This window comes from Amycolatopsis saalfeldensis (assembly GCF_900110575.1).
GTDB lineage: Bacteria > Actinomycetota > Actinomycetes > Mycobacteriales > Pseudonocardiaceae > Amycolatopsis > Amycolatopsis saalfeldensis.
This window is the reverse complement of record NZ_FOEF01000018.1, coordinates 45108-64580: the sequence shown is the minus strand read 5'-3', so window position 1 is coordinate 64580 and position 19473 is coordinate 45108. Positions and strand designations below refer to the sequence as shown.

Sequence of the window (19473 nt, the reverse complement as noted above, 5' to 3'; positions counted from 1 at the left end):
GCACAGGTCACTACGAGCGGAGGTCCACGGGTGGCTGCCGAGGAAATCAGGAACGTGATCGTGGTCGGATCCGGTCCTGCCGGTTACACCGCCGCGGTCTACGCGGCACGCGCACAGCTCGAGCCGCTGGTGTTCGAGGGCACCCAGTTCGGCGGTGCGCTGATGACCACCACGGAGGTCGAGAACTTCCCCGGCTTCCGCGACGGCATCCAGGGGCCGGACCTGATGGAGGAGATGCGCAAGCAGGCCGAGCGTTTCGGCGCCGAGCTGCGCGCGGAGGACGTCGAGTCGCTGGAGCTGACGGGCGAGGTCAAATACGTCGTCGCGAACGGCAAGCGCTACGCGGCCCGCGCGGTGATCCTCGCCATGGGCGCGGCCGCGCGCTACCTCAACGTGCCGGGCGAGCAGGACCTGCTCGGCCGCGGGGTGTCGGCCTGTGCGACGTGTGACGGCTTCTTCTTCCGCGACCACGACATCGCCGTGGCCGGCGGCGGCGACTCCGCGATGGAGGAGGCGACCTTCCTGACGAAGTTCGCCAAGTCCGTCACGATCGTGCACCGCCGGGACGAGTTCCGGGCGTCGAAGATCATGCTCGAGCGCGCCCGCGCGAACGAGAAGATCAAGTGGCAGCTGAACTCCCAGATCACCGGCGTCGAGGGCGAGGGGAAGGTCCAGGGCCTCAAGGTCAAGGACACCGCGACCGGCGACGAGCGGACGCTGGACGTGACCGGCTTTTTCGTCGCGATCGGCCACGACCCGCGCAGCGCGCTGGTGAAGGGCCAGGTCGACGTCGACGAGGACGGCTACGTCGTCACGCAGGGGCGCACGTCTTACACCAACGTGCCCGGCGTGTTCGCGGCCGGCGACCTGGTGGACCGCACCTACCGGCAGGCCGTCACGGCGGCCGGCTCCGGCTGCAGCGCCGCGATCGACGCGGAACGATGGCTGGCCGAGCACGGCGACGCCGAAGCCCACGAGGCCCCTGAACTGGTCGGCGGCGGCTACGGCCCCGGCGCCCACTGACCTTTCCCACCGACTCGAAGGAGAAGCCCGATGACCAACACCGTGAAGGTGACGGACAAGTCGTTCGTCGACGACGTGCTGACCAGCGACAAGCCGGTTCTGGTGGACTTCTGGGCCACCTGGTGCGGCCCGTGCAAGATGGTCGCCCCGGTGCTCGAGGAGATCGCGGCCGAGAACGGCGAGAAGATCACCGTCGCCAAGCTCGACATCGACGAGAACCCGAACACGGCGCGTGACTACCAGGTGATGTCGATCCCGACGCTGATCCTGTTCCAGGGCGGCAAGCCGGTGAAGCAGATCGTCGGTGCCAAGCCGAAGGCCGCGCTGCTTTCGGACTTGTCGGACGTCCTCTGACGGAGGGCACGCCGTCCAGTAGCTGAGAACCCGGGCCTGCGGTGATTCACCCGCGGGCCCGGGTTCTCGCACGTTCGGGCAAGCCGCCCGTGGCCATGATCACGCAGGTGCACGGCGTGTCCCCGGACGTGAACCACGTTCGGCGGCTTGCCGCACAGACTGGGCCTGCGCGCTCACCGAGAGTTCACAGGGCACAATAGGTGCCTGGGCTTACCACCCATCCAGGTTTCTGTATCGCATCGAGCTGGTTTCGGTGCCCTAGTGAAGAGCGAGGAGTGCATGCGGGTACTCCGCCGCGGTGACACCGGTCCGGACGTCGCCGAGATCAGGGCGATCTTCGCCGGGATGGAACTGCTCCCTGCGGTCACCGAGACCGAGCAGTACGAGACCTTCGACGTGGCGGTAGAACAGGCGGTGCGGGCCTTCCAGCAGCGGCGTGGGCTGATCACCGACGGCGTGGTGGGCCCCGCGACGTTCCAGGCGCTCAAGGGCGCCAGCTATCACCTGGGCAGCCGTCCGCTGGCGCACATGATCTCCTCGCCCGTGCAGGGTGACGACGTGTTCGCGCTGCAGGAGCGGCTCACCGAGCTGGGCTTCGACGCCGGCCGCCCGGACGGGTACTTCGGCCCGCAGACGGCGCGCGCGCTGATGACGTTCCAGCGCGACATGCGCCTGAACCCGGACGGAATCTGCGGCCCGGCCACGATCCGTGAGCTGCACCGCCTGTCGTCGCCGCGCGCCCGCGGCGGCCGCCCGGTCTTCCTGCGCGAGCAGGAGCAGGTCCGCCGCGCCGGCCCCCGGCTGCGCGGCAAGCGCATCGTGATCGACCCCGGCCACGGCGGCGAAGACCTCGGCGTGGTCGCCGGCGGCCTGCGTGAAGCGGACATCGCGTGGGACCTCGCCCGGCGGCTCGAAGGACGCATGCAGGCAACGGGCATGGAAGCCCTGATCTCCCGCGGCCCGAACCACAGCCCCACGGACTTCGAGCGCGCCCGCTTCGCCAACGACGCCGGCGCGGACCTGTTCCTGTCCCTGCACAACGACGGCAACCCGTCCCCGCGCGCCCAGGGCGTGGCCAGCTTCCACTTCGGCACGGGCAACGGCACCACCTCCACGGTGGGCGAACTGCTGGCGGGCTTCATCCAACGCGAGGTCGCGGCCCGCACCGGCCTGCGCGACTGCCGCACGCACTACAAGACGTGGGAGATCTTCACCCGCACCCGCTGCCCAGCCGTCCGCGTGGAAATCGGCTACCTCACCAACCCGGACGACGCCCGCAACCTGGGCGACCCCGCTTTCCGCGACATCGTCGCCGAAGGCATCCTGATCGCGGTGAAACGCCTGTACCTCCTGGGTGAAGGCGACCAGCCCACCGGCACCTTCACCTTCGCCGACGTCCTGGCCCACGAACTCGCCAAGGCCGAGTAGGGAATCCTTCGGCCACTCGGGCTTGTACCGAGTTTGGCTTTGCCTGGTCGGCTCCCGCTCAACTGGCTTGTGCTCGGTTGGCTTCCGCTGGGTTGGCTTCCGCTGGGTTGGCTTGACCTGACGTGGCTTCCACTCGACTGACCTGTGCGGGATGGCCGCCCAGCTGCGTTGTACTGGGCTGGCCGCCACCCGGCCGACTTGTACTGGGTCGGCCGCCGCTCAGCTGCCTTGTGCTCGGTTGGCCGCCACCCGGCCGACCTGTGCGGGCTGGCCGCCGCTCAGCTGCGTTGTGTTGGGCTGGCCACCACCCGGCCGACTTGTACTGGGCCAGCCGCCGCTCAGCTGCCTTGTGCTGAGCTGGCCGCCGCTCGATTGCTCGCCCGCTCGGCTGACTTGTACTGGCGTGGCTTCCACCCGGTTGCTTCCCGGCCGGTCGGCTGAGGCGACAGCTTCAGCCAACCCCCTGCCCGTTCGCCCGACGCATTGCCTCGGCCCCGCGCACCCCCGGACCCACTCGGCGCCCTCCAACCAGCCCCCGCGCGCCAACGCAGCCCGACCCGACACGTCATGCCAGCTCAGCCTGCCCCCGCACGACGAGTCCGACGATCGCCTGCTCCCGGCAAACCAGAGCAGCCAGCCACCCCTGCCTGCCCAGTCCAGCCGCCCTGTCTGCCCACCCCACCCGGTACCCGGAACGTGCCTCACACCGCCGACCGTTGCAATCCGATCACCTGCGCCGCCGTTCACCCACCACTGAAACCGCCCGTTCACGCATCGCCCGAACCACCGCTACGCACCCTCAAGCTGCCACTAGCCCATCCCCTCGGCAGCCATGCGGCCCTCCACCACGCGATCCGCTCCAGCCGAACCCAGCTCTTCCGTGGATAACTCCCGCCGCCCCTTCACCGCGCCGCGGACCTCCTGCCCACCGCGAACTCCTCGCCACCCCACCCCAACCGTCCCCGAAGCTCCTCAAATCCCCAGCACCCCACTCTCCCGACTCCACCAGTCACCAACCATCACGAACCACCAAGCACCCCAGTCACCCAGCGTCACCACACTCAGCGACTCACCATCCACCACTGACCAACCCCACCCACCCGTCATCCCCAGCCGCACGCCCCCACGCGCGAGCACCCCGCCGGCCCGCCCCCTCACCACCCCAAGCCCCACCACTGAGCAGACAACCCACCTACGCCCCACCAGTCACACCCACCACACCAAAACCGGAGCCCCCACCCCGCTTCCGCCGTCTCAAGCACCGCCACAACCCGTTGCGATCACCGCCCGCCAGACCCACCACACCTTGGGGCAGCCCCCGCCCTCCTCGGGGGGCGTCCCCAGATCCAGTCTAGTCATCCACAGGTTTTCCACGGCCTCTATCAGCAATCTGTGGATAACTCGGGGGTTCTTCCACAGTTGTGCACAGCGTTTGGAATCGGATCTTTCCGGCACGGGGCGGAGTGTTATGGAAGCTGGTCGGGGCGGGTGGAGTGGCGAGTGTCGAAATGGGGGAAGGGGTGGCGACGTCCTTGGTGTGCGGGGAGTGGGAGACGGGAGGAAGCGGGATGGGCGAGACGAAGCTGACTTCGGGTGGAGCCGTGCGGAGGGCTACCGGGTTGAGCTGGGATGAGTGGGGTGAGGAACTTGACGCTTGGAGGGCGCTCGGGCGGAGCCATGGCGAGATCGTGAGATGGCTCATGGCCGAGAGTGGTGTCGGTAGCTGGTGGGCGCAGACAGTGACTGTCGAGTACTAGCGGGCGCGAGGGCTGCGGGCGGCCGGAAGTGGACGCGACGGGCTCTACACCGTGAGCGCCAGCAAGACGGTTGGCGCACCCGTGGAAGAGCTGTTCCGGGTCGTCACGGATGCCGGGATGCGTGAACGATGGCTGCCGGACGGTCTGCTCGCCGAACGGACCGCGCGACCTCGCCGTTCGGCCCGGTTCGATTGGGGCGACGGCACCACCCGAGTCAACTTCGGATTTGTCGATAAAGGGACACGATCTCAGGTTGCGCTCGCCCACGAACGCCTTCCTGATCAGGAGACGGCCGACAAGACCAAGCGGTACTGGCGGGACCGCCTCACCCGGCTCAAGCAGCTGCTCGAAGGCTGAGGGTCAAGCTCGCCCGAGGCTCGGCTCGGCCGTCGTGATCGTCACCTGGCCGAGTAGCCGCTCCAGCGCCGCTTCGACGTCTTCCTTCCAGCTGATCGCCGAGCGCAGCTCGAGGCGCAGCCGCGGCCACTTCGAGTGGGGGCGGACCGTCTTGAAGCCCACGCTCTGCAGGAACGCCGCCGGCAGCACGCACGTGTGCTGCTCCATCGGGTCGCCTTCGTCCGGGTTCGCGTCGCCGAAAGCCTCGATGGCGCGGACGCCGCGTTTGGTCAGGTCCTTCGCGACCGCTTGGACCAGCATCCGGCCGAGGCCGCCGCCGCGGAATTCCGGGAGGACCTGGAACGCCGTGAGCAGCACGGCGTCGGCGCTGGGGGGCGAGGTGGGGAAGGCCAGCGAGCGCGGGACGGCGTTCGGCGGCGCGTACAGCACGAACCCGACCGGCAGCGTGTCGCTGTAGACGATGCGGCCGCAGGAGCCCCACTCCAGCAGCACGCTGGAGACCCAGGCCTCCTTCTCGACCTCCGTGGAGCCGAACTCCTCGGCCTGCGCCTTCAGATGCGGCGCCAGCTCCCAGTACACGCACCGACGGCAGCTCTTGGGCAGGTGCTCCAGGTTGTCCAGGGTGACGCCCACGACGCGACGCGACACCTGAAACCTCCTGAAAGCCTCACCCGACAACTCACCACCGGCCTCTTCGCCCGCGCGAGCGCAGGCAGTACCGGAAGAGCCACACCGAGGATAAGCCGATGTGACGAGCGCCGGAAGAGCGGGGACCGCGAAGAGGCCGCGGTTACACTCGATGGATCTACCAGCAGGTACCACCGAGCCCTCCAGGTTGCCGTCGATGACCGAGAACCGCCCTGTCAAGCCGCAAGCCGGCCGCCACAACCTCGACCCGCACCTCGACCGGTACGCCGCGCGCACCGCGGGGATGACCGCTTCGGAGATCCGAGCGCTCTTCGCGGTGGCCAGCCGTCCCGAGGTGGTTTCCCTGGCCGGGGGGATGCCGAACCTCGCGGCGCTTCCCCTGGACACGCTGTCGGCGCAGGTCGGCGAGATCATCGCCGAAGAGGGGCTCGTCGCGCTCCAGTACGGCTCCGCGCACGGCGTGCCGGCGTTGCGGGACCAGATCTGCGAAGTGATGGCGCTCGAGGGCATCAAGGCGCACCCGGACGACGTCGTCGTCACCGTCGGCTCCCAGATGGGCCTGGACATGGTGACGCGCCTGTTCTGCGACCCGGGTGACATCGTGATCGCGGAAGGCCCGTCGTACGTCGGCGCGCTCGGCTCGTTCTCCGCCTACCAGGCGAAGGTCGTGCACGTCGCGATGGACGATCAGGGGCTCGTGCCCGAGGGGCTGAGGGAGGCGCTGAAGCAGGCTGAGAAGGCCGGCCAGCGGGTCAAATTCCTTTACACCATCCCGAATTTCCACAATCCCGCCGGCGTCACGCTCGCAGTGGAGCGGCGCGCGGAGATCGTGGAGATCTGCCGCGAGTACGGCGTGCTGATCGTCGAGGACAACCCGTACGGCCTGCTCGGCTTCGACGGCCAGACCTACCCGGCGCTGCGCTCGATCGACCCCGACAACGTCGTGTACCTCGGTTCGTTCTCGAAGACGTTCGCCTCCGGCCTGCGCGTCGGCTGGGTGCTCGCGCCGCACGCGGTGCGCGAAAAGCTCGTGCTGGCAGCGGAATCCGCGACGCTGTGCCCGCCGACGTTCAACCAGATGATCGTCTCGCGCTACCTCGCGACGCACGATTGGAAGGGCCAGATCAAGAAATTCCGGGAGAACTACCGCGAGCGGCGCGACGCGATGCTGTCCGCGCTGAACCAGCACTTGCCCCCCGGCTGCTCCTGGACGAACCCCGACGGCGGCTTCTACGTGTGGGTCACGGTGCCGGAAGGCGTTGACACCAAAGCAATGTTGCCCCGCGCGGTCACCGCGCGCGTGGCGTACGCGTCCGGCACCGGCTTCTACGCGGACGGCTTCGGCTCACGCCAGATGCGACTGTCCTACTGCTACCCGACGCCGGAGCGCATCCGCGAGGGCGTGCGGCGGCTCGCCGCGGTGCTGGAGTCCGAAATGGACCTCGGCCGCACCTTCGGTAGCGTGAAGGCGCGCACCATCCCGGGGTCAGAAACCCCGTCTCCGGACACGGTCTGACCGACCGCTGCTCCACCCACAGCTAAGGAGTTCCCACGGTGGTCGACCGTACCGTTGCCGTGCTCGCCGGCGGGCTTTCCCACGAACGCGACGTCTCCCTTCGCTCCGGCCGCCGGCTTTCGGCCGCGCTGCGCACCGAGGGGCTGACGGTCGAGGAGTGGGACACCGACGCCGGGCTGTTGGAGCGCCTGCGGACGCAGCGGCCCGACGCCGTCGTCGTCGCGCTGCACGGCGGCGAAGGGGAGAACGGCTCGGTGCAGACCGTGCTGGAGATGCTCGACGTGCCGTTCGTCGGCACCAGCTCCCAGGGCTGCCGCCGCGCGTGGGACAAGCCCACCGCCAAGGCGTTCGTGCAGCAGGCCGGCTTCTCGACGCCGGACTGGATCGTCCTGCCGCACAGCACTTTCCGCGAGCTCGGCGCGCAGTCGGTGCTCGACGCGATGGTCGAGCGGCTCGGCCTGCCCCTGATCCTCAAGCCGGATCAGGGCGGCTCGGCGCTCGGCACGCAGGTCGTCCGCGAGGCGGCGGAACTGCCCGCGGCGATGGTCGGCTGCTTCGCGTACGGCGACACCGTGCTCGCGGAACGGTTGGTGGACGGCGTCGAGGTGGCCGTGACGGTCGTCGAGGGGGAGAACGGGGCCGAGGCCCTGCCCGCGGTCGAGATCGTCCCGGAGAGCGGCGTCTACGACTACACCGCGCGCTACACGGCGGGGCTGACGGATTTCTTCACGCCGGCCCGGATCTCCGACGAGGCCTCGAAGGCGGTCAGCGAACTCGCGGTCGCCGCGCACCAGTGGCTCGGCCTCCGGGACATTTCACGCACCGACGCCGTCATCATGTCCGACGGCACGGTGCAGTTCCTCGAAGTGAACCTGTCGCCGGGGCTCACCGAGACCTCGACCGTGCCGATGGCCGTGGAGGCCGCGGGGAAATCGCTCGGCTCGGTGTTCGCCGAACTCATCACCCGCGCCGTCACCCGCGCCAGCTGACTCCCGGCCGATGATCACCCAGGGTGCTGTCCGGCGTCCCGGTGAGCAATCATCACCGTGACGAAACGACCCTGGGTGATCCCTAGTCCGTTTCCTCTGTCCGATTCGCCGTTTTTTCGCCCGCTTCCGCATCGATCAGCGCGACGATGCGTTCGAGGTCGTCCACCGAGCCGAACTCGAGCACGATGCGTCCCTTGCGCCGGCCGAGGTCGACTTTCACGCGGGTGTCGAATCGATCGGACAGACGGTTGGCGAGTTCCTGCAACCCCGGCGCCTGGATCGGCTTGCGGGGAGCGGGCTTCGGCTTGGCCGGCTTCTCGCTTTTCTTCAGCGTGACGGCTTCCTCGGTCGCGCGGACTGACATGCCCTCCGCGATGATCCGCGCCGCCAGCTCTTCCTGGCTCTCGGGATCCTCGAGAGACAGCAGTGCCCGCGCGTGCCCGGCCGACAGCACGCCCGCGGCGACGCGACGCTGAACGGGCAGCGGCAGCTTGAGGAGCCGGATCGTGTTGGTGATGACGGGGCGACTCCGGCCGATCCGACCGGCCAGCTCCTCGTGCGTCACCGCGAACTCGTCGAGCAGCTGCTGGTACGCGGCCGCCTCCTCGAGCGGGTTCAGCTGGACGCGGTGGATGTTCTCCAGCAACGCGTCGCGCAGCATGGACTCGTCGGCGGTCTGCCGGACGATCGCCGGGATCGCCTCCAGCTCGGCCTGCTGCGACGCGCGCAGGCGCCGCTCGCCCATGACGAGCTCGTACTCGTTCTCCCCGAGCTCGCGCACGACGATCGGCTGCATGAGCCCGAACTCGCGAATGGAGTGCTCGAGTTCGCTGAGCGCTTCTTCGTCGAAGACCTGACGGGGCTGCTTCGGGTTCGGCTTGACCGAGCCCACGGGGATCTCGCGGTAGACCGCGCCGGCGACCTCGCCGCCGACAGGCGTCACCGCTTCGTTCGCCGGGAACCAGCCCTTGTCCTCGCGCCCCACCTTCTCGGCCGGGGCGCCGTCCTCTCTGCCGGAGGGCGCCGGGCCGGCCGTGGTGGCCGGCCCGGTCGGGATCAGGGCCGCGAGCCCGCGCCCGAGCCCTCCTCTGCGCTCAGTCATGCGCTGTTGCTCCTTCCTTCGCTCGCACCACGTTCCGCGATCTCCTTCGCCGCGTCGAGGTAGCTCATCGCGCCACGTGAACCGGGGTCGTAGGAGAGCACGGTCTGGCCGTACCCGGGCGCCTCCGACACCTTCACGCTGCGGGGGATGACGGTCTTCAGCACAGTGTCGCCGAAGTGGTTCCGGACCTCGTTGGTCACCTGGTCGGCCAGCTTGGTGCGGCCGTCGTACATGGTGAGCAGGATCGTGGAGACCTGAAGCTCGCGGTTGAGGTGCTGCTGCACGAGCTCGATGTTGCTCAGCAGCTGCCCCAGGCCTTCCAGCGCGTAGTACTCGCACTGGATCGGGATGAGCACCTCCTGCGCGGCGACCATCGCGTTGACGGTCAGGAGACCGAGCGACGGTGGGCAGTCGATGAACACGTAGTCGACGCCGATCTGGTCGAGCACCTCGCTCGAGAGCGCCTCTTTCAATCGCGTCTCGCGGCTCGCCATGGAGACGAGTTCAATCTCCGCGCCGGCGAGGTCGATGGTCGCGGGGACGCAGAAGAGATTGGGGGACTGCTCGCTGGTGGCCGCCGCCTCCGCGAGCGACACCTCGCCGATCAGCACCTCGTAGATCGACGGCGTCCCGGAACGGTGCTCGATGTCGAGCGCCGTGCTGGCGTTGCCCTGGGGGTCGAGGTCGATCACCAGCGTCTTGAGTCCGTGCACGGCGAGCGCGGCAGCGAGGTTGACCGTGCTCGTGGTCTTGCCGACGCCGCCCTTCTGATTGGCGACTGTCAGCACGCGTCGCCGAGTGGGTCGGGGGAGCGCGCCTTCTTTCGGGTGCAGAACGCTGGCGGCTCGGACGGCTTCTTCAGCGATCGGCGTCCAGCCCAACTCGTGGCCGGTGCTCGCAGGGTCGGACGGTGGGGGATTCACCGGTCTCGACACCTCCTCTGTGTAGACGATTCGATGGCGTTCGAATCCGCGTTGTTTCACGTGGAACGCCGCGGCTGATTCTCGTGCGCTAGCTCCGCCTGCCTCGTGGCCGGGACGGCTTCGATGGCAGGCGGCGGATCATCACGACCGTGCTGGGGACCTCGAGTACTGCTTTGCCGCACTCAGCGAGTTCCGGATCGGCACCGCCCGCCCTACGCACGGCGTCGCGGTCCCGTTCGATCTCCTCTCCCGCACTGGCGCCCTTGAGCGCGACCAGACGGCCCTCGGGGCGAACCAGCGGAAGACACCAGCCCGCAAGGCGAGCGAGAGGAGCAACAGCGCGAGCGGTGACGATGTCGGCGCCACCCAGCTGTTCGCGCACTGACCGCTCCTCCGCCCGTCCACGGACGATGGTGATCGGGAGTTCCAGCTTCTCGGCGACCTCGGCCAGCCAGTCAACCCGGCGGGCCATCGGTTCAAGGAGAACGATAGCGAGGTCCGGTCGGGCGATCGCCAGCGGCACGCCCGGAAGCCCGGCGCCTGATCCGACGTCGACCACGCGGGCGCCTTCAGGGATCTGCTCGCCGATGACCGCCGAGTTCAGCACGTGCCGATCCCACAGCCGCTCGACCTCACGCGGCCCGATCAGCCCACGCTCGACCCCGTGAGTCGCCAGCAGATCGACGTAGCCGGCGGCCTGGTCGACGCGATCTCCGAACACTGCCGCCGCCGCACTCCGCACGGTCCCGGTGGCGCCGTCCAAGCTCACTACACCCACTCCTCGATCCGCGCGTTTCACGTGAAACGCGCTCGTTTGATTGTCCCCGATGCCGAGCCCAAATCGAGCCGACAGACCGCAACTGTGGACAACTCCACTCGGGTGCTCAGCCCTGTGGGCAACCGGTGCCAGTTTCACGTGAAACGCGGCGGAGGTCAGCGTGACCAAGAGGCGCGCGTTTCACGTGAAACGCCAAGCGTGTAATTCGCTCCGCGACGCCGAACTCGCGAACGACCCGGTGGGCTACATCCGCGGGACGGCAACGCGAAGACGGGGGAGTCGTGCGGCGTGAGCGCATCGGCAGGTAGCCGGTAGGCGGAGAGGTGAACCGTGCGCATCCTGTCGAGCCAGGCGTACTCGATCGCGTGCGTCCGGGTCGCGTCGCCTGGACCGAGGATGCGAGCGCAGTCCTCGGGAGTTGTCGACGGGGTCGTCCACGCCATCACGCGCGGGCAGGCACAGGGGAACCAGTAGGCCGGAGCCCGCTCGCCGTCAACGGCCCAGACGAACGCATCGGGTTGACGAGCAGTTCCAGTCGCAGCTCCCGTCGGCCGGGCGGCGGTCCAGTGAGCAAAAACGAAGCGGCCCGCCGGACGGATGTCCAGCGGGCCGCTTCGGCTCAGTGCTCGGTAAAGCAGGAAGGCGTCAGCCCTCCGGGAAGATCACCACACGACGCTTCGGGTCTTCACCCTCGCTCTCGCTCGTGACGCCGTCCACGGTCGCGACCGCGTCGTGCACCACTTTGCGCTCGAACGGGCTCATGGGCTGCAACCGCACCCGCTCGCCGCTCGAAAGCACCGACTCGGCCGTGGAGCGGCCGAGCTCGCGGAGCTCCTCGCGACGGTCCGCCCGCCAGCCCGCGATGTCCAGCATGAGCCGGCTGCGCGAGCCGGTCTCCTGCTGGACGGCGAGGCGGGTGAGCTCCTGCAGCGACTCGAGCACGGTGCCGCGCGGCCCGACCAGCTTCTCCAGGTCCTCACCGCCGTCGATGCTCACGATCGCGCGACCGGCCTCGACATCGAGGTCGATGTCGCCGTCGTAGTCGAGCAGGTCCAGCAGGCGCTCCAGGTAGTCGCCGGCGATGTCACCCTCCTGCACGAGGGTGTCGTCGGCACCTCCCTGCTTCTCGGCGGGAGCGGCGGCGGTCTCGGCCACGTCCACGTCTTCCTGATCGGCTTCGATCGTGTCGACCGTCTCCGACATCATTCGTCTCCTCTCCGAACCGGATCGGCGTCAGCGACGCTTCCGGCCCGACTTCCTGTTCGAGTCCTTGAGGAGCCCCGGCACCCCGGTGCCGTTCTCCTTCGATCCGTTCTGGGCCGGCTCCTTCGCCGGCTCGGACGGGGTGGTCGTGTCTTCCGGTGTGGCGGACGGCTTGCTCTGGACGCCACCGGAGGGCGAGGCCGTCTGCGCGAAACCGTGGGCCGAGCCCGCCTTGGTCACCTTGCCCTGCTGCCCGCTCCCGGACGACTGGTTCTTCTTCTGCTGGACCGGCTTCTGACCGACCTTCGGCGCCGTCGGCTTCTGGCCCGGCTTCGGGCCGAGCGACGCGCGCTTCTCCGCGGCCTCCTCCTTGCGAGCCTTCTCTTCCTTGTCGATCTTCGTGTAGACGAGGCGCTGCTGCATCAGGGTCCAGCCGTTGTTCGCCAGCCAGTAGAAGAGCAGGCCGAGCGGGAACAGCGCACCGAACACGAGCACACCGAGCGGGAAGACGTACATGGTCAGCTTGTTCATGATCGCGGTCTGCGAGGTGGCCGACGCGGCGTTCTGCCGGGCCACCGAGTGCCGCGCGGTCAGGTGCGTGGCGATCGACGCGATGATCATCAGGGGCAGGGCGACCGGCAGCACGTTCCAGTGCCAGCCGCTGCCGCCGACGCCACCGCTCACCATGCCGACGCCGTTGTTCACGGCCTCGCCGAGGTTGACCCCGAACAGCTTCGCGCTGACGTAGGAGTGGACGTCGGTCTGCTTGAAGAAGTAGTTCTCCGTCTTCGCGCCACCGCCGGCGGGCAGGATGGTGAACGCGCGGAGCACGTGGTTCAGACCGATGAACACCGGGATCTGGAGAAGCATCGGAAGGCAGCTGCCGAGCGGGTTGACGCCGTGCTCGCGCTGGAGCTTCTGCATCTCCTGCGCCTGGCGCTGCCGGTCGTTCGCGTACTTCTTCTGGACCTTCTTCATCTCCGGCGCGAAGTCCTGCATCTTCTTCATCGACCGAACCTGGTTCACGAACGGCTTGAACATGATGCCGCGGACGGTGAACGTCAGGAAGATGATGCCGAGGATCCAGGAGATGGCCGAGGCGTCGCCGAACGCGAAGCCGAAGACCTTGTGCCAACACCACAAGATGAAGGACACGGGGTAGTAGATGAAATCGAGCACTGAGCTACTCCTCGATCGGTGTTTCAGGCATGCGGTGTCGCCACGAGAACTTCTCGGGGACCGGGTCGCGGCCGGGTGGCGTCCACGGGCCGCAGCGGAGCAGCCGGCGCAGCGCGAGATAGGAGCCGCGGCCGGCACCGTGCCGGGTCAGGGCTTCGACTGCGTACGCGCTGCAGCTCGGGTAGAAGCGGCAAGCCGGCGGCAAGAAGGGGGAGATCGCCTTGCGATAGAACTTGATGGGGAGGAGCAGCACCCAGGCGACCGGGCCGGGACGGGCCGCCGGGGCCTGGTCCTCGGGAGCCTCGCTGACGCTGTGCTCGGGGCTGGCTTGCATAAGGCGTTACACCGCTGATCCGTGGTCGGGGGCCGTGTCCTGCTGACGCGGCTGCCGGGGAGCACCGTCCCCGGCCGGACGGCGGTGCGGCGCGAGACCGAGCCGTCGCAACGCCGCGTCGAGGTCGGCGCCGAGCTCCGCACTGGAAGCGGACGCCGCCGGAGGTAATGCCCTTACCACCAACGAGCTGCCGGCGGGCAGGGTTCCGAGCCGCGCGAAAACGAGATGCCGCAGCCGCCGGGAGACGCGGTGGCGGACCACCGAGTTCCCGACGGCCTTGCTCACCACAAAACCCGCCCTGACCGCATCGGGTGCGGCCTCGGACGGGTCCGTGGTCAACGCGTGGACGACGAGATGACGCCTGCCTGCCCGGGACCCCCGGCGAAGGACGACCCGGAAGTCTTCACTCCGCCGCAGACGTGCGGCAACGGGCAGCACGGCGCGCCTCGACGAGCCGGATCAGGCGGACAGCGCGCCGCGGCCCTTGCGACGGCGAGCCGCCAGGATGGACCGGCCCGCACGAGTCCGCATGCGCAGGCGGAAACCGTGGACCCGGGCGCGTCGTCGGTTGTTCGGCTGGAAGGTGCGCTTACCCTTGCTCACTGCTTCTCCTGTGTGTCGGCCGTCGGGCGACGGATTTTCGGCCGTCTACCGGCATGTCGTGCGGTCGCACGGCAGTCTCTGGTGTCTCCTACCAACGTGTGGCCTCGTCACGACGAGCGACGACATACGTGGGCACGCGAAACGCGCCCGTCGCTTACGGGAGACCTTACGAGGGTACGCACCCCGGTCGAGAGCCGTGAAGGCACCCCTCCGCCACGCACCGCGACCGGGTTCCGGCCGGAGGCTCCGGCACGCCCCGACACCGAATGGCAACACGCCGTACAGCGTGAAATGCTTGCGCGCGACGACGCCTTGTGGCAACGGGCAGGGCTTGTTAGCGTGCCTCTCTCGGGTCACCGGACGAGGTGCCGGCGGGATCACTGCCAGGGTGTGGAGGCACCCGAGGCGAACGTCGAACCCGCACGTGGCGTGGCTGCGGGCCGCCGTACATTAGTGCACAGCTGTGGACAACTATGTGGATATTCGCTGTGCCCGCGCGCAGGTCGGTCCAAGATGACGTCCGAGGGAGAGTACCGGGCGTGTTGGGGGTGACTTCGCCGTCCACGCCGCCGAGGGGAGGGGAGCCAGACAGGTGTCCGAGCACCAGCACAATCTAGGTGTCATCTGGGAGCAGGTGGTGCGGGAGCTGTCCAACGGCACCCTTTCGCCCCAGCAGCGGGCTTGGATGCGCGTCACCCGGCCGATCGGGCTGCTCGACGGTACCGCGCTGCTGGCCGCCCCCAGCGACTTCGCGAAGGAAGCGATCGAGCGCGGGCTGCGCGGCGCGATCACCGACGCGTTGTCCCGCCGGCTCGGCCGCACCGTCTCGCTCGCCGTGAAAGTCGACAGCACCGAGACCGTCGCGCCGGCTCCCACGCCGCGGTATGCGCCGTCACCCGCACGGGTGGAAAACGGACGGCCCGAGAACGGCAACGGCCACGGCCACCTCGAGAACGGCAGGCATGAGAACCGCGCCGAGCCGTCACGGCCCGCGTTCGACGGCAACGGCTTGATGCCCGCCGGCGGCCCAGCGCGGCCCGCGCCGCCGCAGCAGATGCCCACCGGTCAGCAGCAGCTGTCCGCCGAGGACTCCGACGACACCGAGGAAGAAGTCGACGAAGAGGGCGACGCCCTCGCCGCCGTGCACGAGATCTGGCCGTCCTTCTCCGGGCAGCCGACCGCCGGGCAGCCGTACACCGCGCCCGCGCAGCCGCAGACGTCGAAGACGAAGCTGAACGAGAAGTACACCTTCGACACGTTCGTCATCGGCGCGTCGAACCGCTTCGCGCACGCGGCCGCCTTCGCCGTCGCCGAAGCGCCGGCCCGCGCGTACAACCCGCTGTTCATCTGGGGTGAGTCCGGGCTCGGCAAGACGCACCTGCTGCACGCCGTCGGGCACTACGCGCAGCGGCTGTTCCCGGGCATGCGCGTGCGGTACGTGTCGACCGAAGAGTTCACGAACGACTTCATCAACTCACTGCGAGACGACCGCAAGGTCGCCTTCCAGCGCCGCTACCGCGACATCGACATCCTGCTCGTGGACGACATCCAGTTCCTGGAGGGCAAGGAAGGCACCCAGGAGGAGTTCTTCCACACCTTCAACACGCTGCACAACGCGAACAAGCAGATCGTCGTCTCCTCCGACCGGCCGCCCAAGCGGCTGGAGACGCTGGAGGACCGGCTGCGGACGCGGTTCGAGTGGGGCCTGATCACCGACATCCAGCCGCCGGAGCTCGAGACCCGCATCGCCATCCTGCGCAAGAAGGCCGCGCAGGACCGGCTCGCGGTGCCCGGCGAGGTGCTGGAGTTCATCGCGTCACGGGTCGAGGCGAACATCCGCGAGCTGGAGGGCGCGCTGATCCGCGTCACCGCGTTCGCTTCGCTGAACCAGCAGGCGGTCGACATCGGCCTGGCCGAGATCGTGCTGCGCGACCTGATCCCCGACTCCCACGCCCCGGAGATCACGGCGCCGACCATCATGGGCGTCACGGCGGAGTTCTTCGACGTCACGCTCGACGACCTCTGCGGCCCGGGCAAGACGAAGGCCCTCGCGACGGCCCGTCAGATCTCGATGTACCTCTGCCGCGAGCTGACCGACATGTCGCTTCCGAAGATCGGCCAGACCTTCGGCGGCCGCGACCACACCACGGTGATGCACGCGGACAAGAAGATCCGCAAGGAGATGGCCGAACGCCGTCGCATCTACGACCAGGTGCAGGAGCTGACGTCGCGCATCAAGCAGCGCGCCCGCCAGTAGCCGCTTTCCCGAATACCCGCTGAGCCGCGCGCGAGGCGTCACCGTCCACTGAGGCAGGTGACACCGGCGCGCGGCTTTGTCGTTTCGGCCGTCCAATCGCGTCGCGAAGCACCTTTCCCTTACCACACAACACTTCGCTGTGTACGCGGGTCTCACGTGGACGAAGCGGCGAAGCGAACCGCTGTGCCTTCGGCCACGTACGCCCGCGTACACAAGAATCTCGAAACTCATTGATACACAAGGGCTTTTCCCCACCCTGTGCGCAGTTTGCCCACAGCCCCAACAAGTTCTCAGCCTGCGACGACGTCGAAACCACCCACACCCCGCCCACACGGAATCCACAGACTTTCCACAGGGTTGTCCACGGTGATTCCACAGGTTGCCCACATTTGATCCACATGCGTCGCCCGTCACTCACCAGGGCGAACCGGAGGGCTTCCGGGACCCACAGAGCCTGGGTACAACTCGGCTCACAGCTGGGGATAACCATGGGGACAACTGGGCCCGATTGTGGACAGATCGGCCATGGCCCGAAACCATCCACGGGTGGCCTGAGCTGTCCACGGATCCACCACCAGGGCTCTCCACACCCCCGCGCCCGCTCCGACCTGCGCGAACGAGCTCTATCCACACAACCCACAGCCCCTATTACTGTTACTGCCCTTAGATCTTTTTTAGAAGAGAACAGAACAAAAACAGGCGATGGACGAAACTGGGGACAACCGGCAAACGCTGTCGTCTTGTCGACAAACTCAAGGGGAGGCCGAGGTGACGGCGACCCCGGCGACGGCCTAACGTGGATGTCTGCACCTGGTCCGAACCCCGAGCCGACCCCGGTCCGGGATCCGGGCCAGCACGGTGGGGACCCGGTCGCGCGGTACTCATGGGCCGGTAACCCGTCGACCCTTCACGAGCCGAGGGGCTCGGCTGTCGAAAGGATGCGCGCATGAAGATCCGCGTCGAGCGCGACGGGCTCGCCGACGCCGTCGCCTGGGTGGCCAGAAGCCTCCCCTCCCGGCCTCCGGTGCCGGTGCTGGGCGGTGTGCTGCTCGACGCAGGCGCGGACGGCGAAAGTGACGCGCTCACGGTCTCCGGCTTCGACTACGAGGTTTCCGCCACCGTGGGCGTCCCGGCGACGATCGCCGACGGCGGCCGCCTGCTGGTGTCCGGCCGGCTGCTGGCCGACATCACCAAGGCGCTCCCCGCGCAGCCGGTGGAGATCTCCGTCGACGGCGCCCGCGCGACGATCACCTGTGGCAGCGCCCGGTTCAGCCTGCCGACCATGCCGGTCGAGGACTACCCGCAGCTGCCGGCCCAGCCCGCGTTCGCCGGTGAGCTGACCGGCGACGTCTTCGGCCAGGCCGTGACGCAGGTCGTCACCGCGGCGGGCAAGGACGACACGCTCCCGATGCTGACCGGCATGCGGCTGGAGATCTCCGGCAGCACGCTGACCCTGGTCGCCACCGACCGCTTCCGCCTCGCCATGCGCGAGTTCACCTGGAAGCCCACCGAGGGCCTGGCCGACGCCGCGGTGCTCGTCCCGGCGCGCACGCTGGCCGAAGCCGCGAAGACGCTCGGCGGCGCCGGCTCCACGGTCAAGCTCGCGCTGGCCAGCGGTGAGGGCCTGCTCGGCCTGTCCGGCAACGGCCGGTACACCACCACCCGGCTGCTCGACGCGGAGTTCCCGCCGTACCGGCAGCTGCTGCCGGCCAGCCACACCTCCCGCGCGGTCATCGACGTCTCCGCGCTCGCCGAGTCGATCAAGCGCGTGTCGCTGGTCGCCGAGCGCGGCACGCAGGTGCGGCTCGAATTCGCCGACGGCTCGCTGCGGCTTTCCGCCGGCGGCGACGACGAGGGCAGCGCCGAAGAGGAGCTGCAGGTCGACTACGAAGGCGAGCCGGTGACGATCGCCTTCAACCCGGGTTACCTCGTCGACGGCCTCGGCGCGCTGCACACCGACCGCGCCGAGCTGACGTTCACCACCCCGAACCGGCCGGCGCTGATCAAGCCCGCCGACGCCGAGGGCAACGTCGTCCCCGGTTACCTGTACCTGCTGATGCCGGTCCGGCTGCCCGGCTGACGCGTCGTTCACACCGCGGATTTTCGTTACTACCTAAGGGGATCTCATGGTTCAGCTCGGTCTCGTCGGCCTGGGCAAGATGGGCTTCAACATGCGCGAGCGGCTGCGCGCCGCCGGGCACGAGGTGGTCGGCTACGACCGCAACCCGGACGTCAGCGACTCCGACTCACTCGCCGATCTGGTGTCCAAACTGGACGGACCGCGGATCGTCTGGATCATGGTCCCCGCGGGTGACCCGACCCGGCAGACCATCGTCGAGCTCGGCTCCCTGCTGTCCGAGGGCGACATGGTGATCGACGGTGGCAACTCGAAGTTCACCGACGACAAGCTGAACGCCGACCTGCTCGCGGCCAAGAACGTCGGCTACCTCGACTGCGGCGTCTCCGGCGGGGTCTGGGGCAAGGACAACGGTTACGGCCTGATGGTCGGCGGCGCCGCGACCGAGGTCACCCGCGCGATGCCGATCTTCGACGCGCTCCGCCCGGAGGGCCCGCGCGAGGAAGGCTTCTCGCACGCCGGCTCCGTCGGCGCCGGGCACTACGCGAAGATGATCCACAACGGCATCGAGTACGGCATCATGCAGGCCTACGCCGAGGGCTTCGAGCTGCTCGAGGCCTCGAACGTCGTCGAGGACGTGCCGGCCGTGATCAAGGGCTGGCAGCGCGGCACCGTCGTCCGCTCCTGGCTGCTCGACCTGCTGGTCCGCGCGCTGGACGAGGACCCGGACCTGGACGACCTCGAGGGCTACGTCGAGGACTCCGGCGAGGGCCGGTGGACGCTGGAGGAGGCCGTGAACCACGCGGTGCCGGCGCCGGTGCTCTCCGCCGCGCTGTTCGCCCGGTTCTCCTCGCGGCAGAAGGACTCCGCGGCCATGCGCGCGGTGGCCGCGCTGCGCAACCAGTTCGGCGGCCACGCCGTGAAGAAGGCCGGGAGCTAGCTCCC

General features: G+C 68.7%; 19 protein-coding genes. 9 read left to right on the top strand and 10 right to left on the bottom strand.

Annotated elements, in window-relative coordinates; translation table 11 throughout:
- Positions 1-30: 30 nt before the first annotated feature.
- The 4 genes from trxB to BMY97_RS32605 all read left to right on the top strand — a co-directional run bounded on the left by trxB (position 31) and on the right by BMY97_RS32605 (position 4919).
- A complete protein-coding gene (trxB, locus tag BMY97_RS32625) occupies positions 31-1023 on the top strand; it encodes a thioredoxin-disulfide reductase (RefSeq protein WP_091624508.1) in 993 nt (330 codons plus the stop codon).
- Positions 1024-1053: 30 nt separating this feature from the next.
- Positions 1054-1377: a thioredoxin gene (gene trxA / locus BMY97_RS32620; RefSeq protein ID WP_091624505.1), complete on the top strand. Its 324-nt coding sequence runs from the start codon at positions 1054-1056 to the stop codon at positions 1375-1377.
- A 279-nt stretch (positions 1378-1656) separates the two neighbouring features.
- Entirely contained in the window at positions 1657-2805 is a 1149-nt protein-coding gene (locus tag BMY97_RS32615) for an N-acetylmuramoyl-L-alanine amidase (protein WP_091624502.1), read from the top strand.
- Between the two features lie 1808 nt (positions 2806-4613).
- On the top strand, positions 4614-4919 hold the full coding sequence (locus BMY97_RS32605) for an SRPBCC domain-containing protein (RefSeq protein ID WP_143086353.1): 306 nt from the start codon (positions 4614-4616) through the stop codon (positions 4917-4919).
- 3 nt (positions 4920-4922) lie between these two features.
- Here the strand turns inward: BMY97_RS32605 and BMY97_RS32600 are convergent, their stop codons facing one another.
- Entirely contained in the window at positions 4923-5567 is a 645-nt protein-coding gene (locus tag BMY97_RS32600) for a GNAT family N-acetyltransferase (RefSeq protein ID WP_091624495.1), read from the bottom strand.
- Positions 5568-5763: 196 nt separating this feature from the next.
- Here BMY97_RS32600 and BMY97_RS32595 point away from each other — a divergent pair, with 196 nt between their 5' ends.
- Complete coding sequence (locus BMY97_RS32595; protein ID WP_091624493.1) at positions 5764-7083, top strand: aminotransferase-like domain-containing protein; 1320 nt, start codon at positions 5764-5766, stop codon at positions 7081-7083.
- Between the two features lie 38 nt (positions 7084-7121).
- Entirely contained in the window at positions 7122-8072 is a 951-nt protein-coding gene (locus tag BMY97_RS32590) for a D-alanine--D-alanine ligase family protein (protein WP_091624491.1), read from the top strand.
- Positions 8073-8154: 82 nt separating this feature from the next.
- Here BMY97_RS32590 and BMY97_RS32585 read toward each other — a convergent pair whose 3' ends face one another.
- The 9 genes from BMY97_RS32585 to rpmH all read right to left on the bottom strand — a co-directional run bounded on the left by BMY97_RS32585 (position 8155) and on the right by rpmH (position 14194).
- Positions 8155-9174 (bottom strand): ParB/RepB/Spo0J family partition protein, encoded by a 1020-nt coding sequence (locus BMY97_RS32585; protein ID WP_091624487.1) that lies wholly within the window; start codon positions 9172-9174, stop codon positions 8155-8157.
- Positions 9171-10097, bottom strand: a complete 927-nt coding sequence (locus BMY97_RS32580; protein ID WP_091624484.1) for a ParA family protein — start codon at positions 10095-10097, stop codon at positions 9171-9173. Before BMY97_RS32580 ends, BMY97_RS32585 begins: the two co-directional genes overlap by 4 nt.
- 88 nt (positions 10098-10185) lie before the next feature.
- Entirely contained in the window at positions 10186-10866 is a 681-nt protein-coding gene (rsmG, locus tag BMY97_RS32575; protein WP_091624482.1) for a 16S rRNA (guanine(527)-N(7))-methyltransferase RsmG, read from the bottom strand.
- Between the two features lie 164 nt (positions 10867-11030).
- Positions 11031-11474: a DUF6886 family protein gene (locus BMY97_RS49420; RefSeq protein WP_342744069.1), complete on the bottom strand. Its 444-nt coding sequence runs from the start codon at positions 11472-11474 to the stop codon at positions 11031-11033.
- Between the two features lie 46 nt (positions 11475-11520).
- Positions 11521-12078 (bottom strand): Jag family protein, encoded by a 558-nt coding sequence (locus tag BMY97_RS32570; RefSeq protein WP_177231647.1) that lies wholly within the window; start codon positions 12076-12078, stop codon positions 11521-11523.
- Between the two features lie 30 nt (positions 12079-12108).
- The gene (gene yidC, locus BMY97_RS32565; RefSeq protein ID WP_091624477.1) at positions 12109-13257 is read right to left on the bottom strand and encodes a membrane protein insertase YidC; all 1149 of its coding nucleotides are present in this window, start codon (positions 13255-13257) and stop codon (positions 12109-12111) included.
- A 4-nt stretch (positions 13258-13261) separates the two neighbouring features.
- On the bottom strand, positions 13262-13591 hold the full coding sequence (gene yidD, locus BMY97_RS32560) for a membrane protein insertion efficiency factor YidD (RefSeq protein ID WP_091624474.1): 330 nt from the start codon (positions 13589-13591) through the stop codon (positions 13262-13264).
- A gap of 6 nt (positions 13592-13597) precedes the next feature.
- On the bottom strand, positions 13598-14029 hold the full coding sequence (gene rnpA / locus BMY97_RS32555; protein ID WP_091624472.1) for a ribonuclease P protein component: 432 nt from the start codon (positions 14027-14029) through the stop codon (positions 13598-13600).
- A 21-nt stretch (positions 14030-14050) separates the two neighbouring features.
- Complete coding sequence (gene rpmH / locus BMY97_RS32550) at positions 14051-14194, bottom strand: 50S ribosomal protein L34 (RefSeq protein ID WP_091624469.1); 144 nt, start codon at positions 14192-14194, stop codon at positions 14051-14053.
- Between the two features lie 592 nt (positions 14195-14786).
- On the opposite strand from rpmH, the gene dnaA reads away from it, so the two are divergent.
- The 3 genes from dnaA (at position 14787) to gnd (ending at position 19468) form a co-directional block, all read left to right on the top strand.
- Positions 14787-16451 (top strand): chromosomal replication initiator protein DnaA, encoded by a 1665-nt coding sequence (gene dnaA, locus BMY97_RS32545; protein WP_091624466.1) that lies wholly within the window; start codon positions 14787-14789, stop codon positions 16449-16451.
- Between the two features lie 946 nt (positions 16452-17397).
- Positions 17398-18531, top strand: coding sequence for a DNA polymerase III subunit beta (gene dnaN / locus BMY97_RS32540; RefSeq protein ID WP_091624464.1), 1134 nt, complete (start codon positions 17398-17400; stop codon positions 18529-18531).
- A gap of 46 nt (positions 18532-18577) precedes the next feature.
- The gene (gene gnd / locus BMY97_RS32535; protein ID WP_091624461.1) at positions 18578-19468 is read left to right on the top strand and encodes a phosphogluconate dehydrogenase (NAD(+)-dependent, decarboxylating); all 891 of its coding nucleotides are present in this window, start codon (positions 18578-18580) and stop codon (positions 19466-19468) included.
- Positions 19469-19473: the final 5 nt, after the last annotated feature.